Genomic DNA, 15,464 nt, shown 5'->3' on the forward strand with positions numbered 1-15,464 from the left:
TATGAATGAATTAGAACGCTATTACATCAACCAACCTGAGGAAATAAAAGCTAAATTAATTTCTATAAGGAATTTCATTTTAGAAATGGAACCTAATGCTAATGAAGTCATCAGATACGGAATTCCAACTTTGAAAATAAGCAATAAAAATCTGATTCATTATGCCGGATTTAAAAATCATATAGGGTTTTACCCGGGTGCAGAAGCAATTAACGTTTTTAAAGAGCATATTCAAAATTATAAAACCTCAAAAGGAACCATTCAATTTCCAAATGAAAATCCAATTCCTTTTGATTTGATAAAAAAAATAATCGAATTTAGAAGTAAACAAATCGAACTAGAATAATGGCATTAGTTAAATTAATTTTTCAAATAGATATTCAAGCTGAACCAAAAAAAATATGGAAGGCCTTATGGGATAAAGAAAATTATACCACATGGTGTAATGCGTTTTGCGAAGGCACTTACTACGAATCGGATTTTAATGAAGGAGACCGTATTCATTTTATAGCTCCTAATGGAGATGGAATGTATGCCGATATTGAAGAAAAAATTGAAAATGAATATATTGCTTTTTGTCATTTGGGCGAACTTAAAAACTACGAAGAACAGCCATTAAACGATGACACTATGGAATGGACGGGCGCAACAGAAGATTATAGAATTATTCCAAAAGACAACTTTAATACGCTTGAAGTTACCATAGATACTATGGAAAATTATTTAGAATACTTTAAAACTCATTTCCCAAAAGGCTTAGAAAAAGTAAAGGAAATAGCCGAACAATTGTAAATAAAAAACCATTAAGAAATGTACTTAATAACAGTTGAATTTCTTAATGGTCGTTTTTATATGTTTGATTACTTTTTATTACTCGTTTCTGTATTTTTTAGTTTCTTCAAAAACATGTTCTAGGATTTTGGCGTCTTCCGAAGTGAAATCTATATGTCTTCTACTCATTACAATTCTAGCCGTTTCAAAGGCCTTTTTAGTAATGTAAGTCATGAATCCAGAAGCACCACCCCAGCTAAAACTTGGAACAAAATTTCTTGGGAAACCACTACCAAAAATATTGGCACTAACTCCAATTACTGTTCCCGTATTAAACATGGTATTGATCCCACATTTACTATGATCTCCCATCATTAATCCACAAAATTGAAGACCTGTTTTTTCAAAACGTTCCGATTCATAACTCCAAAGCTTTACTTCCTCATAGTTATTTTTCAAATTAGAATTATTACTATCTGCACCTATATTACACCATTCTCCTAACACAGAATTCCCTAAGAAACCATCGTGACCTTTGTTTGAGTAGGCAAACATAACAGAATTATTTACTTCTCCTCCTACCCTACAATGTGGACCTACTGTTGTGGCACCATAAATTTTTGTAGCTAGTTTTACTTGTGCTTCTTCACCCAAAGCAAAAGGTCCACGGATAACAGAACCTTCCATGATTTCAGCATTTCTACCAATATAAATCGGTCCAGTAGAAGCATTTAGGGTTACAAACTCCAATTTTGCTCCTTCTTCTATAAATACATTTTCAGGGGCTATTACATTGACCGATTTTGGTATGGGTTGCGAAAAACGATCTTCGGTTAACAACTCAAAATCTTCACGAATGGCGGCGTCATTTTTCTGGAAAATATCCCAAGTATGCTCAATTCGCAAACATTCATCTGTATATTCAATAATTTCATACGTGTCAAAATCAACTTCTTGCCCTTCCTTGGTATAGAAAGCTAAAACTTCATCATCATAAAAAATAGCTTGATTTTCCTCTAAATTACGGACCATTTCAGCTAAAACTTGGTTCGGTAAAAAAGAAGCATTAATGATTACATTTTCTTCCATTTCTACCATTGGATATTTTTCAGACAAGTATTCTTCTGTAATTGTAGTGGTAGTGTAGCCCAAATATTTCTCCCATTTTTCACGAATGGTCAAAATTCCCACACGAATATCAGCTACCGGTCTAGTAAAAGTAAAAGGCAACAACGCATTACGCACGTTACCATCAAAAAGAATATAATTCATGGTTTTGTTTTTCTAAGTAAAGATTCAAAGTTAATGGATTTGTAGAAGAAAACCATAAAAAAAGCCTCGAAAAAATCGAGGCTTCTGTATGAATAGGAAATTCTATTATTTTTGGAATTTCGCGTATTTGTTTTTGAATTTGTCGATACGACCTGCTGTATCGATTAATTTAGATTTACCTGTATAGAAAGGGTGAGAAGTTCTAGAAATCTCCATTTTAAATACTGGGTATTCTACACCATCAACTGTGATTGTTTCTTTAGTTTCAACTGTTGATTTAGTGATGAATACGTCTTCATTTGACATATCTTTGAATGCTACTAATCTGTAATTTTCTGGGTGAATACCTTTTTTCATGATAAATCTTTTTAAATTTATGATTATAACTCGTTTCGCGGCTTTTAAAATTTAAAAGGTGTAAACGCTTTATAACCTTTTGTTATACTTTTTTCTAATTTGAGGTGCAAATATACTACTTTTTTGTGAATCTACAAGTTTTGATTCTATAAAATAAACTTTTTAAAACATAATTGAGGCATTTTATTACTGAGCAAATGATTGAAATTAAAATAAACCCATTTTCAAATTGCCTAATTGATACATTATCTGTATTTTTGCACGCTCAATTTTTTGACAACGATTTCATTAATTGAGAATTACTTATGGAAAATAAAAAGAAAGTAGCATTTTACACTTTAGGATGCAAATTAAATTTCTCTGAGACTTCTACCATTGCCAGAGATTTTCAAAATGAAGGCTTCGAACGTGTGGATTTCGAAGATGTAGCCGACATTTATGTTATAAACACCTGTTCCGTTACAGAAAACGCAGACAAACAATTTAAACAAGTGGTTAAAAAAGCCATGAAATTAAATGAAAAAGCATTTGTTGCTGCTGTTGGATGTTACGCACAATTAAAACCAGAAGAATTAGCCGCTGTGGATGGCGTAGATTTGGTGTTAGGCGCTACAGAAAAATTCAAAATCACAGATTATATAAATGATTTGTCAAAAAATGAACAAGGTGAAGTGCATTCTTGTGAAATTGACGAAGCCGATTTTTATGTTGGAAGTTATTCCATTGGCGATCGTACACGAGCCTTTTTAAAAGTACAAGATGGATGCGATTACAAATGTACCTATTGCACCATTCCGCTTGCTCGAGGTATTTCTAGAAGCGATACCATGGAAAATGTTTTAAAAAACGCTAAAGAAATCTCAGAACAAAACATCAAAGAAATTGTTTTAACGGGTGTAAATATTGGTGACTACGGTAAAGGTGAATTTGGCAACAAAAAACACGAACATACTTTTTTAGAGCTGGTTCAAGCCTTAGATAAAGTAGAAGGAATTGAACGTTTACGTATTTCTTCTATTGAACCTAATTTATTAAAAAATGAAACCATTGAATTTGTTTCGCAAAGTAGAACTTTTGTACCGCATTTTCACATTCCATTACAATCTGGAAGTAACGATATTTTAAAGAAAATGAAACGTCGCTACATGCGTGAATTGTATACAGAACGTGTAGCCAAAATTCGTGAAGTAATGCCTCATGCTTGTATTGGGGTAGATGTAATTGTTGGATTTCCTGGCGAAACCGACGAACATTTTTTAGAAACCTATCATTTTTTACATGATTTAGATATTTCTTACCTCCATGTTTTCACTTATTCTGAACGTGATAATACAGAAGCTATCTTAATGGAAGGCGTAGTACCTAATAATGTTCGTGCAAAGAGAAGCAAAATGCTTCGAGGATTATCTGTTAAAAAAAGAAGAGCCTTTTACGAAAGTCAATTAGGTACTCAAAGAACTGTATTATTTGAAGGAGAAAACAAAGAAGGTTACATTCATGGATTTACAGAAAACTATGTAAAAGTAAAAACCCCTTGGAATCCTGAGTTGGTTAACACCTTACACGAAGTAAATTTAACTCATATTGACGAAGACGGAAGTGTACGTATCGCTTTTGTTGAAGTTGAAGCATAAAAAAAGAAGCCTTGAGCTTCTTTTTTTATTCCTTTATATTTTAATACCTGGAGGTAATAAATCTTTATAAGACTTGTTCTTTCTAAAAAACGAGACAATTTTAGTATTGGTTGGAACAACTTTATATTTTTTTTCTTGAGCAATCTCTAAAACATTTTTTATAAAATCATCTACATTTTCTTGTGCTTCATTCTCAACCGCACATAACTTTGTTAAGAAAATTTTTCTTTCTTGAACCGCATACTCAATTGTTAAAAGTCCGTTATCTGTTGTAGTTTCAAACTGTCTTAACAATTCATTATCTTTAATTGTACTCATTGTGTTTTTTCGCTAAATTGTTAATCAATTTCAGTCTCAATTATTAGTTTATCTCTGAAATTTTTTGCAAAATTAGTAATAAAAACAAATCAAGTCAATATCCAACTAAAAGAAATTCACCGTTTTAGTATTATTTTTATGAATTTAACGTTAATTTGATGATAAAATTTAACGTAGTAAAAAAATAAAGTTATATTTTTAAGAAAATTTAGAATACCAAAATGTCCAAAATTCATGTTTATTTCGTTCCCGGATTAGCCGCTAGTACTGGGATTTTTGAATACATTCAACTTCCAAAGGATAAATTTGAAATGCATTATATAGAATGGATTTTACCGCATCCCAATGAAACTATTTCGTCTTATGCCAAACGAATGTGCGAAACAATAAAAGAAGAAAACATTGTTTTAATCGGAGTGTCGTTTGGTGGTATTATGGTTCAAGAAATGGCTCAATTTGTAAATCCTAAAAAAGTGATTATCATCTCAAGTGTAAAAAGTAATCAAGAACTACCTACACATATGCGATTAGCAAAAGCAACTCATTTTTACAAAATACTACCAACCAGTTTGTTGGGAAAAGTAAATTATTTAGCTCGTTATGTAAAAGGAAGAGGATTATTAGCTAAAAGAGTACAGCTTTACAATAAATATTTGCAAATGAAAAATACCAACTATTTAGATTGGGCAATTAAAAATGTTTTACTGTGGAAAAGAAGTGTTCCAGACGATAAAGTTATTCATATTCATGGAGATGAGGATATGGTCTTCCCTATTAAACACATAAAAAATTGTATTGTTGTAAAAGGAGGAACGCATATTATGATTGTAAATAAGCACAAATGGTTGAGTGAAAATCTTCCAAAAATAATATTGGAATAAAAATTGTGTAACATTAATTACATAACTTTGAATTAGTAAAGCTTAAATTTGAACATGATTATGAAAATGACAAGTAGAATTAGTATTATTATCTTATTGGTTCTTGCCAGTGGAATTTTAATTTTTTCAACTACTAAAAATGTGGCGTATTCAAAATACCACAAAGCTTATCCTTTAGATATGGATTTTGCAGGTGAAAAAGTACCAACATCATTAGTGGATGTTAAAGAACGATTAGATAGAGAGATGTCGATTAACATTAATATGAATTCGACTACTTCATTATTGATAAAAAGAGCTAACCGTGTTTTTCCAATAATTGAACCTATTTTGGCAAAAAATGGTGTGCCTGACGATTTTAAATATTTAGCTGTTATTGAAAGTGGCTTGGTGAACGCTGTTTCGCCTTCAGGAGCAAAAGGTGTTTGGCAATTTATGCCTGAAACAGCTAAGGAAAAAGGCTTAGAAGTAAGAGAACAAGTAGATGAACGCTATCATTTAGAAAAATCAACACAAGCCGCTTGTGATTATTTAAAAAAAGCTAAAGAAAAATTTGGCACTTGGACCATGGCTGCAGCCTCGTACAATGGAGGTATGACCGGACTTCAAAAACAAATTGATTTTCAGAAGTCGAATGATTACTATGATTTATGGCTTACCGAGGAAACTGCACGTTATGTTTTTAGAATTTTAGCTTTGAAAGAAATTATGAAAAACCCTGAAAAATATGGGTATTTAATTCCAGAGGAAGCATTATATAAAAACGTAACAATTAAAAAAGTAAGTATTGACTCAACTATAAATGATTTGTCTGACTTTGCACTTAAGCAAGGAGTGAATTACAAAATACTAAAAACGCACAATCCTTGGTTGAGAGATAAAAAATTAGAAAATCCATCAAAAAAAGTATATGAATTAGCTATACCAATTGAAGGATACAACAAAAATTAACTAAACATGAAAGCACCTATGACAGCACAAACAATTATATCGCTAATAATTATTGGAATTTTAGCAGGAGTATTAAGTGGATTAGTTGGCGTGGGTGGCGGCGTAATCATGGTTCCTTTAATGGTATTGTTTTTTGGTATGACTCAACACCAAGCACAAGGTACAAGTTTAGCAGTTTTAGCCGTACCTGTTACTGCTGTTGCAGTTTATAACTATTATCAAGAAGGACATATAAATGTCAAATTTGCGCTTATAATTGCCGTATTCTTTGTTTTAGGAAGTATTATTGGAAGTAAATTCGCAATTAGCTTAGATCAAAAAACATTAAAGAAAATATTTGCCATCATTTTAATTGTAATTGCAGGCAAAATGCTACTAGACAAATAAAAACCATTTGGAAAAGAGTAGTTCTTTTATGTCTTCATAATCTTCATCCAAATGGTTTTTCAATAATCAATTTTTTGCTAAACCCATATCTCTTGATGTATCCGAAATAACTAAATTAGAGATACCATTATTAAACTTTTGATAGTAAAATGCAATTGAAGTTTTTATATCAATTTTACTTTCGGGTTTAACAAATGATCGTTGAATATCAACAACTTCCAAATTATGGTCTAAAAAATACATTGTTGGAAATCCCAACGTTTTTTTCAATAATGTAATAGCTTTATAATCTTTTCTTTCGGTTTCATGGGCATAACAAACCTTTATATCTGAATTAAATTTACGCGCTATTTTTTTCATTTCATTTTTCTTATTCCAAAATAGCACTACTATTTGTATTTTATCCTTGTATTGAGCTGCTAATTTATTTAATGCAGGTAGTTCTCCTTTACCCATAATACACCAAGAAGCATAAGTAATAATTAAAGTAGGCTTGTTAATTTTTGATAATTGAAGGCGTTTTTTACCCACTTGTTTAAAACTAAAATCATCAAATTGTGTTCCGACTAATGAATTTTGAACCAAAGAATCAAAAAGTTGTTGTGCTTTTTCAAAATCTTTTTTATTGTAAGCATTGTTACTGAGACTGATATATTTTTTAAAGTTAGCTTTAACAGAAGCTGAAAACACAGCTGTAGTATCAGAAGCATTGGCTGTACTTCTAATTAAAATAAACAATACTATTAAAGCTAACTTATTCATTATCAATTTATTTAACATGAAATTACATTCTTAAATTCAGTCAAACAAAATAAATCGATAAGTGAAATTGAAAACTCGACAAAAAACACTATCTGACTGATTTTTATACACTTACAAATAATTTAAAGAATATAAAATTAAACCTGTATTTTTGTAATAAAGTGGGGTATTTTGAAAAAACAAAAGATTGTCATATCTGGAATTAATATGGTCGAAGGTGGTATTTTTACTATCCTTCACAATGTGTTACAAGAAATTTCTATTTATGCTGACCAACATCCAATAGAAGTAATTGCTTTAGTACACTCTAAAAAGGGAATTGAATTTCCTGCTATTCAGTATTTAGAGTTTCCCGATTCAAAAAAATCTTGGTTCAAAAGATTGTATTATGAATATTTTTACTTCAAAAAGTTATCTAAAAAATTAAAACCAGATATTTGGCTTTCACTACACGATACAACTCCAAGAGTTTTAGCAAAAAAACAATTTGTGTACTGTCATCATCCCACGACTTTTTTTAAACCCACATGGAAAGACTGGAAATTTGATTTTAAAATTGGTGTTTTTCATTTATTATATGATACTTTATTTAAGTTAAACATAAAAAGTAATCATACCGTATTTGTACAACAACACTGGATTAAGGAGGTATTTCAAGAACGATTTGGCATTGAAACTATAAAAGTGACACCTCCACCTTATGTTGAGTCGCATTCATCAGAAGAATTTCCATTTGAGAAAAACAAAATTCATTTTTTCTATCCAAGTTTCCCAAGAAGTTTTAAAAATCATGAATTAATTTTAGAAGCAATCCCTTTACTTCCCGATTTTGTTCGGGAAAAAGTTCAATTTCATTTTACAACCATAAAAAATAATCCTGCTTGTTATGCAAACTATTTACAAAACAAATATGGTCATTTAAAAGAAGTTATTTTCCACCCTAAGGTTAAAAGAAGTCAACTATTAGCTATGTATAACAGCATGGACTGCCTACTTTTTCCATCAAAAGTAGAAACGTGGGGTTTACCTATTTCTGAAGCAAAAGCGTATAAAAAACCGATGTTACTTGCCGATTTACCTTATGCTAAAGAAACGTGTGGAGTGTATGAAGAAGTTTCTTTTTTTGACTCGAAAAACCCAGAAGAGTTAGCGCATTTACTCACACAATTTGTTGATAAATCTATTGTATTTAGTGGAAATAAAACTACATTTGATACCAAAGATGAAATACACAATTGGCAAGCTATTTTTGATTACATGATTCATCAATAAATTATAATTACGTAAGAATGCCTTATTTTTCAATAATTGTTCCTTTGTATAATAAAGAGTCTTTTGTTCGAGATGCTTTAAACAGTATTCTTAAACAAACCTATACGGATTACGAAGTCATTATTGTTAACGACGCTTCAACAGATGATAGCGCTATTGTTGCTGAGACATTTCTCTCTGAAAAAATTCGCATCATTCAACATGATAAAAATAAAGGATTGGCAGCCGCACGAAATACAGGAATTCAAAACGCTACTTCAAACTTTATTACTTATTTAGATGCTGATGATGTTTGGAAACCTACTTTTTTAGAACATATTTTTTCCTTAACTCAAGAATTTTCAGAAGCTAAAATTTTTGCCACAAATTATGAAGAAATTTGGGGAACAACGCTCAAAATACCTGTAAATGGGTCTGAAAATTTAGATTCCAATTTTAAGGGATATATTGATTTTTTTGCTCTTAATTTAAAACAAGGTATTTATTGTCATGGTAGTGTTTGTTTTCATAAATCGGTTTTTGAAAAAATTGGTCTGTATAACGAAGAAATTCAATTTTCTGAAGATTTAGATTTTAATATCAGAGCCAATTATCATTTTAAATTGGCTTATTCAAATTCTCCGCAAATGATTTATTTCATGCAAACCAGTAATCAAATAACGAATAGTAGTATTAAAAACAAAACTATTCCTAATTTTGATGAGTATGAAGTTTGGGCTAAAAATCGTCCCAACTTGAAGAGGTATTTGGATTTTGAACGCTATGTACTAGGGAAAAGGTTAAAAAAAGACTATGATTCGCGATGGAAAAAAGTAATTTCACCCATTCATAAAGAAAATTTAAATTGGAAACAAGCGTTATTATTAAGACTACCTAGATTTATACTTTTAACAATTGATTCTATTAAAATTTTATTACTTAAATTTAATATCAAGATTTCAACTTACAATTAATGAAAATACTTTTAGTTGGCGAATTTAGTGGTTTACACAATCATTTAAAAAAAGGATTAATGGCTATTGGCCATGAGGTTACTTTAGTAAATAATGGTGATGCTTTTAAAGATTTTCCAACTGATATTTCTATCAAAGCCAAGTTTTTTAAATCCAAATTAGGTAATATTCCCAGACAAATTTGGTTTCGTTTATTTAATTATGATTTAGCTTTAGTTGAACATGGTATCCGATTTTGGTGGCATTTATCAAAATTCAAGAATTACGATGTCGTTCAATTGATTAATGAAGCTCCAATACAAACAACGAATACTTTAGAATATTTACTCCTTAAAAAGTTATTCAAACAAAACAATAAAGTTTTCTTGTTAAGTTGTGGAGTAGATTCCTATCAAGTTAATTATATGTTGAGTAAAAAACCGAAATACTCGGTGATGACTCCCTATTTAGAAAATCCGAAAGTTCATACTAAGACATATGCTTATTATTTTGATTTTATTAATCCAAGATTCAATAAAATAACAGATTTAATTTATTCGAATTGTTCGGGAATTATAGCTACTGATTTTGATTATATCGATGCTTTAAAAGACAATAAAAAATATGTAGGTTATATTCCGTATCCACTATCAAATTCACTATCAAATTCACTATCAAATTCAAATAAAAAAGTAGCAATACTCTTAGGTATAAATACAGGTAATGCAATAAAAAAAGGCATTTCGTATTTTCAAGAAGCTTTACAAATTATTGAAGAACAATACCCAAATCAAGTTGAAGTTTTAATAGCACAAGATTTACCTTATACTGTATATCAAACGTATTTTAAAAAAGCGGATATAGTATTGGACCAAGTCTATTCATTTGATCAAGGTTATAATGCTTTAGAAGGGATGTTACATGGTAAAGTTGTTTTCACTGGTGCTGAAACTCAATTCTTAGAATATTATCATTTACAAGAAGATGAAATTTGCATAAATGCTTTACCAAATGTATCTTATTTAGTAGAAAAACTTTCTTTTTTAATTGAAAACACGTCAAAAATTGATGAAATTGGGCAAAATGCAAAAGCATTTGTTAAAAAACATCATGATGCAAAAATAGTTGCTCAAAAATATTTAGAAATCTATTCAAATGATTAATAAAAGGCAAATAGTTCTAAATAGTGTTGCTTTTTTGATTTTAGTAATCATAGTTATTTCATGTCAACTTTTAAATCAAAACTACAAATTTCCAGATAGTTATTCTTATCTTCTTGCTTGTAAGGAATTGTATTTTAATTTTAAATTAAACGATCACAGACCTTTTTTATTTAGTTTAATTTATGGAATTCCATTGCTATTTACTAAAAATATTGAATCCCTTTTCTTGTGGAGTCTAATTTTAAATATCCTTTTTTGGTTTGCAACAATTAACTTATTGTACAAATCATTACTTTCATTTACATCTCCTAAAATAGCTTTTATTGCCTCACTCCTATTTTCAATTAGCATTGGAAATATATTTATCATCTTTCATTTACTTACTGAAACGATTTTTACTTTTATTACAATACTAATTGTATATCAATTAATTAACTATTCAAAAGATAAAGAAATTAAACCTTTAATTTATGCTTTATCAGTGCTTATTTTGGCATGTTTAATTAAGCCATTAAGCTTAGGTATCGTTCTGATTTGTATTATTTTTTACTATAATGACATTTTAAAAATTACTAAAAGTCGATACTCAATTGTTTTATACTTCAGTATTTTACTTTTTTTGATTCAACTAATTGGAATGAAAGTTACCTATGGTACTTTCACTTTGAGTTATATTGATAATTCTACGTATTACAATTATTTGGGAACAAAAGCTGATTGCTATAAAAATAAGGAAGTTTTCATTCAAGGTAAAAACAAGCGTGTGCTAGAAACAAAAAATCTATCACATCAGGAAATGAAAAAATTGGCTAAAAAAGATTTCTATAATCAATTAGAAAACAACAAATTAAATTTAATAAAAGCTTATTTTTCAAATCTTTTTATCAATAGCACCAAAGGAAGTGCTTCGGTTCATGGTTGCAAAAACATAAACAAAACTTCATATTTTGATGCTTTTCAATTTACATTCAAAGTTATTAGTAAAATTCAGAATATTTTTCTAACGTTATTAGGAATACTTACCTCATTTATAATTCTTTACAACTATAAAACTAATACCAAATCAATACTATTTGTTGCTTTCACTATTTTATATTGCATTGGAGTATCTGCAATTTCAACAGACCAAGGCGATCGTTTTCATATCATTTTATACCCGCTTATAATATTACAAACTACTAATATTATAATTCGTTGGAAACAAAAGTTTTATATTCCTTAAAACTACGAATATAATCCTCTTCATCATATACTTCAGAGGCTAAAACTAAACAAACAGCACCCGAAGAAAAATTTTCTAATTCGCGCCAAATGTTATTTTCAATCAATAATCCTTTATCAGGTCTATTTAAAGTAACTACTTCTTTCTTTTTTCCATCTTTCAACACCACATCAAAACTACCTGAAATGGCTATTAAAATTTGTTTTAATTTTTTATGCGCATGTCCGCCTCTTTTGGCTCCACTTGGCACATCAAATAAATAATAGACCCGTTTTACATCAAATGGAATGGTATCGTTTTCTATAACACCAATATTTCCTTTAGTATTGGTTATTTTCGGAATATCAATTAGTTTAATTTTCATGCTGTTTTTGTAATTTTTCAAATAATTTCATCCAAGTTGCTCCAATTTTATCAATTGAAAAATCTCGAATACTAGTTTTTGAATTGCTTTTACAACGTAAATATAGTTCTTTATCTTCAATCATTGCATGAAAAGCCTCTACCATTGCATTGGTATCCTGATTTAAAACCAATAATCCATTATGTCGATCCTGAATAATTTCGCTGGGACCCGATTCATAATTCCATGAAACAACAGGTGTACCACAGGCTAATGTTTCTAACAAAACCATTGGCAAACCTTCATATTTACTGGTGGAAACTCCAAATAAAGCATTCTTAAAATATGAAAACGGATTATTAACATGACCTAAAAAATGAATTTTATCATTCAAATATAAGTTGTGAGCCAATTGAATATAACTTGCTTTCAAATCGCCTTCTCCTAATATTATCAAATGGATATTTTGTTTTGGTAAATTAGATTTAGAATAGATTTCAATTAATTTATCAAATTGCTTTATATTTTGGTTCATACTACCTGCAGCAACTATAAATTGATGCTGAAAAGGAACTGATTCCTTCGCTTTTGTTTCAAAATAATCTAAATCAATGGGATTATAAATCGTAAACAAATGTTTGTTGTAATATTGATTTTCTACTTTGGCAAGAATACTATCGGAAACAGTAATCATGGCTTTGGCTTTATGATAAAGCAACCATGCTTTCCAACTGGATTTGGGAATATAGGAATCAATTTTGATACTATGTATGGTTTGAATTAAATGATCATACACCAAATGATGCAATAACACTTCTTGCCAAAAACGTTCTTTGGTTCTAAAATCGAGTATAAAATCAAATTGTTCTTGCTTACAATAGTTCCGAATTGCCCAAAAACGTTTCCATCGACTCCAAATACTATTAGATTCGTCTTTTAATTTTTCAAAATGAACAAGAGTTCCACTGTATTCATAATCCACTTTACCAGCAAAAACAAGATGGTGCACTTCTATACCTTTTGCCACAAAAAAGTTCGATAAAAGAGCCGCACAACGTTCGGCACCACCATCAGATAATGTTACAGTTGCAAGGGCAATTTTTAGTGGTTTTGTATTCATTCATTTATTCATAATTAAATCAAATATAGAAATATTCATTTAACTATAAAATTTTGAATTTAGTTTGTATATTTGATTGCATCAAGAAATGAAATCGATTATGTCGTTTACTAAAACAACGGAACAAGCATCAAAGTATGAACATTTAGAACAAATGTCTGTTAATGAGTTATTAACCAACATTAATAATGAAGATAAATTAGTTCCGTTAGCCGTAGAAAAAGCATTACCTCAAATTGAAAAATTAATTTCAATTGTGGTAGAAAAGATGAAAAATGGCGGACGATTGTTTTATATTGGTGCGGGCACTTCGGGTAGATTAGGAATAGTAGATGCCTCTGAATGTCCACCAACCTTTGGCGTTCCATTTGATTTAGTAATTGGGATAATTGCCGGAGGTGATACTGCCATAAGAAAAGCAGTTGAATTTGCAGAAGACGACAAAATGCAGGCTTGGAAAGATTTACAAGAATGGAACATCAATGAAAAAGATGTCGTAATTGGAATTGCTGCTTCAGGAACTACACCCTATGTTATTGGTGGATTAGAACAATGTAAACAAAATAACATCACAACAGGAGGAATTACTTGTAATGCTGGAAGTCCATTAGCCTTGGTACCCGATTATCCTATTGAAGTTGTGGTTGGTCCAGAATTTGTAACTGGCAGTAGTAGAATGAAAGCAGGAACAGCACAAAAACTGGTGTTAAACATGATTTCAACTGCCACTATGATACAGTTAGGAAGAGTTAAGGGTAACAAAATGGTAGATATGCAATTGAGCAATGTAAAACTTATTGATCGTGGCGTGCGTATGATCATGAGTGAAATACCTGTAGATTATGAAATTGCAGCTGAATTATTGAAAAAATACGGCAGCGTAAGAAAAGCTGTTGAAAACTATACTAACTAATTAAAAGAATAATGCTATGAAAAAAACATTAGTAATTTGTTTATTTTTTATTTCACTTTTTGGATTTTCTCAAAAAAGACCTGCTATGAGAGAAATACCTGCAGGACAAGAAATTGAATTACGTGGAAACAAATATTTCATTAATGGGGAACAATATGGAACATTTGAAATTAAAAAATACTTACAAGATTCGAATTATCAAGCCTATTCAAGCTTTAAAAAAGGTAAAAGTAAAGGCGCTTTAGGTGGATTTTTTCTAGGATTAGGAGGTGCTTTAATTATTGCTGATGTTGCAAGAGGTATTTCTTCTGATGTCACTTATCCGTCATTTTTCACCTATTCAGGTGCTGCATTTGTTGCCATTTCAATTCCAATTTTAAGTGGAAGAAAAGCTAAAGTAGAAAATGGAATAAAACTGTATAATGAAGGATTAAAAGCTACTGGAAACTTAGACAATTCAAGAGATTATAGCCTGAATATTGTATCAAACTCCAATGGTGTTGGTTTAAAATTAACTTTTTAACATGACTAATAAATTAGTTTTATACAAAGGTATTCGCTACTTGGCTTTTGCATTACCTCTTTTATTTTTAGGTCCTGTTTTTTTAAACAGTTGCTTTAAAAATCAAGGGCATCCTTTGTATCCCTATCTTCTTGTACTTGCAATTTTAGTATGTATTTATGCCGTTTATCTTGGTTTTAAAGGAGTAAAAACTATTGTAAGTAGTATGTTTGACAAATAATTTTGAAATAAAAAGTGAAAAATATTAAAATTAGTATCTATTTAGTTTTATCAATGACATTATTTTCTTGTTACGAACAAGAACGCAATTGTAGTGCTTTTAAAACAGGTAAATTTAGTTCAGAAACCACCGTTGAAGGAAAAAAGTATTCAACTACTTTTGAACGAAATGATTCCATGCAAATTGAAAATTTCAACAATAAAATTGATACTTTTTCTATTCGATGGATTAATGATTGTGAATACATCCTTGAAAACATAAAACCTAAAAATAGAGAAGAAAAAAAAGCGGTACATGTAAAAATACTGAACACCAAAGACTTAACTTATAATTTCGAATATTCATTTGTTGGTGAAACAAAAAAACAAAAAGGTTCTGTAACAAAAATGTAATTTCTTACGTTTAATAAGAACTAACAATTAA

The 15,464-nt window shown here is 29.9% G+C and carries 20 protein-coding genes; 14 read left to right on the forward strand and 6 right to left on the reverse strand.

Features of this window, described 5'->3' with window-relative positions; all coding sequences use genetic code 11:
• Window position 1 precedes the first annotated feature (1 nt).
• Together KQS_RS08935 and KQS_RS08940 are read left to right on the forward strand one after the other, a co-directional pair.
• Window positions 2-346, forward strand: a complete 345-nt coding sequence (locus KQS_RS08935; protein ID WP_014388860.1) for an iron chaperone — start codon at window positions 2-4, stop codon at window positions 344-346.
• Window positions 346-792, forward strand: a complete 447-nt coding sequence (locus KQS_RS08940; RefSeq protein ID WP_014388861.1) for an SRPBCC family protein — start codon at window positions 346-348, stop codon at window positions 790-792. Before KQS_RS08935 ends, KQS_RS08940 begins: the two co-directional genes overlap by 1 nt.
• 78 nt (window positions 793-870) lie before the next feature.
• Here the strand turns inward: KQS_RS08940 and KQS_RS08945 are convergent, their stop codons facing one another.
• Window positions 871-2,043, reverse strand: a complete 1,173-nt coding sequence (locus KQS_RS08945; protein WP_014388862.1) for a GlmU family protein — start codon at window positions 2,041-2,043, stop codon at window positions 871-873.
• Between the two features lie 105 nt (window positions 2,044-2,148).
• Entirely contained in the window at window positions 2,149-2,400 is a 252-nt protein-coding gene (locus KQS_RS08950) for a type B 50S ribosomal protein L31 (RefSeq protein ID WP_014388863.1), read from the reverse strand.
• A gap of 305 nt (window positions 2,401-2,705) precedes the next feature.
• On the opposite strand from KQS_RS08950, the gene mtaB reads away from it, so the two are divergent.
• Window positions 2,706-4,034: a tRNA (N(6)-L-threonylcarbamoyladenosine(37)-C(2))-methylthiotransferase MtaB gene (mtaB, locus tag KQS_RS08955; protein WP_014388864.1), complete on the forward strand. Its 1,329-nt coding sequence runs from the start codon at window positions 2,706-2,708 to the stop codon at window positions 4,032-4,034.
• A 33-nt stretch (window positions 4,035-4,067) separates the two neighbouring features.
• Here the strand turns inward: mtaB and KQS_RS08960 are convergent, their stop codons facing one another.
• The gene (locus tag KQS_RS08960; RefSeq protein WP_014388865.1) at window positions 4,068-4,352 is read right to left on the reverse strand and encodes a GNAT family N-acetyltransferase; all 285 of its coding nucleotides are present in this window, start codon (window positions 4,350-4,352) and stop codon (window positions 4,068-4,070) included.
• Window positions 4,353-4,573: 221 nt separating this feature from the next.
• Between KQS_RS08960 and KQS_RS08965 the strand changes: the two genes are divergently transcribed.
• Genes KQS_RS08965 through KQS_RS08975 form a run of 3 tightly spaced genes read left to right on the forward strand, consistent with a single transcriptional unit; the run spans window position 4,574 to window position 6,571 of the window.
• On the forward strand, window positions 4,574-5,233 hold the full coding sequence (locus KQS_RS08965; protein WP_014388866.1) for an alpha/beta hydrolase family protein: 660 nt from the start codon (window positions 4,574-4,576) through the stop codon (window positions 5,231-5,233).
• A 60-nt stretch (window positions 5,234-5,293) separates the two neighbouring features.
• Entirely contained in the window at window positions 5,294-6,184 is an 891-nt protein-coding gene (locus KQS_RS08970) for a lytic transglycosylase domain-containing protein (protein WP_014388867.1), read from the forward strand.
• A gap of 6 nt (window positions 6,185-6,190) precedes the next feature.
• Window positions 6,191-6,571: a sulfite exporter TauE/SafE family protein gene (locus tag KQS_RS08975; RefSeq protein WP_014388868.1), complete on the forward strand. Its 381-nt coding sequence runs from the start codon at window positions 6,191-6,193 to the stop codon at window positions 6,569-6,571.
• Window positions 6,572-6,637: 66 nt separating this feature from the next.
• Here KQS_RS08975 and KQS_RS08980 read toward each other — a convergent pair whose 3' ends face one another.
• Window positions 6,638-7,333, reverse strand: a complete 696-nt coding sequence (locus tag KQS_RS08980) for a TlpA family protein disulfide reductase (RefSeq protein WP_014388869.1) — start codon at window positions 7,331-7,333, stop codon at window positions 6,638-6,640.
• Between the two features lie 171 nt (window positions 7,334-7,504).
• Here KQS_RS08980 and KQS_RS08985 point away from each other — a divergent pair, with 171 nt between their 5' ends.
• The 4 genes from KQS_RS08985 to KQS_RS09000 are packed head-to-tail and all read left to right on the forward strand — an operon-like array spanning window position 7,505 to window position 11,922.
• Window positions 7,505-8,605, forward strand: coding sequence for a glycosyltransferase (locus tag KQS_RS08985; protein WP_041252068.1), 1,101 nt, complete (start codon window positions 7,505-7,507; stop codon window positions 8,603-8,605).
• Window positions 8,606-8,622: 17 nt separating this feature from the next.
• Complete coding sequence (locus tag KQS_RS08990) at window positions 8,623-9,558, forward strand: glycosyltransferase family 2 protein (RefSeq protein ID WP_014388871.1); 936 nt, start codon at window positions 8,623-8,625, stop codon at window positions 9,556-9,558.
• Window positions 9,558-10,700: a glycosyltransferase gene (locus KQS_RS08995; RefSeq protein WP_014388872.1), complete on the forward strand. Its 1,143-nt coding sequence runs from the start codon at window positions 9,558-9,560 to the stop codon at window positions 10,698-10,700. The genes KQS_RS08990 and KQS_RS08995 overlap by 1 nt, the downstream gene beginning before the upstream one ends.
• Complete coding sequence (locus KQS_RS09000; protein ID WP_041252069.1) at window positions 10,693-11,922, forward strand: glycosyltransferase family protein; 1,230 nt, start codon at window positions 10,693-10,695, stop codon at window positions 11,920-11,922. The genes KQS_RS08995 and KQS_RS09000 overlap by 8 nt, the downstream gene beginning before the upstream one ends.
• Here the strand turns inward: KQS_RS09000 and KQS_RS09005 are convergent.
• Window positions 11,885-12,286, reverse strand: coding sequence for a sugar 3,4-ketoisomerase (locus KQS_RS09005; protein ID WP_014388874.1), 402 nt, complete (start codon window positions 12,284-12,286; stop codon window positions 11,885-11,887). The genes KQS_RS09000 and KQS_RS09005 overlap by 38 nt on opposite strands.
• On the reverse strand, window positions 12,276-13,385 hold the full coding sequence (locus KQS_RS09010) for a glycosyltransferase (protein WP_014388875.1): 1,110 nt from the start codon (window positions 13,383-13,385) through the stop codon (window positions 12,276-12,278). Before KQS_RS09010 ends, KQS_RS09005 begins: the two co-directional genes overlap by 11 nt.
• Window positions 13,386-13,485: 100 nt before the next feature.
• Between KQS_RS09010 and murQ the strand changes: the two genes are divergently transcribed.
• From murQ to KQS_RS09030, 4 genes are read left to right on the forward strand one after another with little or no spacing between them, the layout of a single operon-like run.
• The gene (murQ, locus tag KQS_RS09015; protein WP_014388876.1) at window positions 13,486-14,298 is read left to right on the forward strand and encodes an N-acetylmuramic acid 6-phosphate etherase; all 813 of its coding nucleotides are present in this window, start codon (window positions 13,486-13,488) and stop codon (window positions 14,296-14,298) included.
• Between the two features lie 16 nt (window positions 14,299-14,314).
• Entirely contained in the window at window positions 14,315-14,821 is a 507-nt protein-coding gene (locus KQS_RS09020; protein ID WP_014388877.1) for a hypothetical protein, read from the forward strand.
• Between the two features lies 1 nt (window position 14,822).
• Window positions 14,823-15,041, forward strand: a complete 219-nt coding sequence (locus KQS_RS09025) for a DUF6095 family protein (RefSeq protein ID WP_014388878.1) — start codon at window positions 14,823-14,825, stop codon at window positions 15,039-15,041.
• A gap of 14 nt (window positions 15,042-15,055) precedes the next feature.
• On the forward strand, window positions 15,056-15,433 hold the full coding sequence (locus KQS_RS09030; RefSeq protein ID WP_316929931.1) for a DNA topoisomerase IV: 378 nt from the start codon (window positions 15,056-15,058) through the stop codon (window positions 15,431-15,433).
• Window positions 15,434-15,464: the final 31 nt, after the last annotated feature.

The organism is Flavobacterium indicum GPTSA100-9 = DSM 17447 (assembly GCF_000455605.1).
Taxonomy (GTDB): domain Bacteria; phylum Bacteroidota; class Bacteroidia; order Flavobacteriales; family Flavobacteriaceae; genus Flavobacterium; species Flavobacterium indicum.

Excerpts from the sequence above, each read along its gene's own strand:
- KQS_RS08935 (WP_014388860.1), top strand. The coding sequence starts at position 2 with ATGAATGAATTAGAACGCTATTACATCAACCAACCTGAGGAAATAAAA.
- KQS_RS08940 (WP_014388861.1), top strand. The coding sequence starts at position 346 with ATGGCATTAGTTAAATTAATTTTTCAAATAGATATTCAAGCTGAACCA.
- KQS_RS08945 (WP_014388862.1), bottom strand. The coding sequence starts at position 2,043 with ATGAATTATATTCTTTTTGATGGTAACGTGCGTAATGCGTTGTTGCCT.
- KQS_RS08950 (WP_014388863.1), bottom strand. The coding sequence starts at position 2,400 with ATGAAAAAAGGTATTCACCCAGAAAATTACAGATTAGTAGCATTCAAA.
- mtaB (WP_014388864.1), top strand. The coding sequence starts at position 2,706 with ATGGAAAATAAAAAGAAAGTAGCATTTTACACTTTAGGATGCAAATTA.
- KQS_RS08960 (WP_014388865.1), bottom strand. The coding sequence starts at position 4,352 with ATGAGTACAATTAAAGATAATGAATTGTTAAGACAGTTTGAAACTACA.
- KQS_RS08965 (WP_014388866.1), top strand. The coding sequence starts at position 4,574 with ATGTCCAAAATTCATGTTTATTTCGTTCCCGGATTAGCCGCTAGTACT.
- KQS_RS08970 (WP_014388867.1), top strand. The coding sequence starts at position 5,294 with ATGAAAATGACAAGTAGAATTAGTATTATTATCTTATTGGTTCTTGCC.
- KQS_RS08975 (WP_014388868.1), top strand. The coding sequence starts at position 6,191 with ATGAAAGCACCTATGACAGCACAAACAATTATATCGCTAATAATTATT.
- KQS_RS08980 (WP_014388869.1), bottom strand. The coding sequence starts at position 7,333 with ATGAATAAGTTAGCTTTAATAGTATTGTTTATTTTAATTAGAAGTACA.
- KQS_RS08990 (WP_014388871.1), top strand. The coding sequence starts at position 8,623 with ATGCCTTATTTTTCAATAATTGTTCCTTTGTATAATAAAGAGTCTTTT.
- KQS_RS08995 (WP_014388872.1), top strand. The coding sequence starts at position 9,558 with ATGAAAATACTTTTAGTTGGCGAATTTAGTGGTTTACACAATCATTTA.
- KQS_RS09000 (WP_041252069.1), top strand. The coding sequence starts at position 10,693 with ATGATTAATAAAAGGCAAATAGTTCTAAATAGTGTTGCTTTTTTGATT.
- KQS_RS09005 (WP_014388874.1), bottom strand. The coding sequence starts at position 12,286 with ATGAAAATTAAACTAATTGATATTCCGAAAATAACCAATACTAAAGGA.
- KQS_RS09010 (WP_014388875.1), bottom strand. The coding sequence starts at position 13,385 with ATGAATACAAAACCACTAAAAATTGCCCTTGCAACTGTAACATTATCT.
- murQ (WP_014388876.1), top strand. The coding sequence starts at position 13,486 with ATGTCGTTTACTAAAACAACGGAACAAGCATCAAAGTATGAACATTTA.
- KQS_RS09020 (WP_014388877.1), top strand. The coding sequence starts at position 14,315 with ATGAAAAAAACATTAGTAATTTGTTTATTTTTTATTTCACTTTTTGGA.
- KQS_RS09025 (WP_014388878.1), top strand. The coding sequence starts at position 14,823 with ATGACTAATAAATTAGTTTTATACAAAGGTATTCGCTACTTGGCTTTT.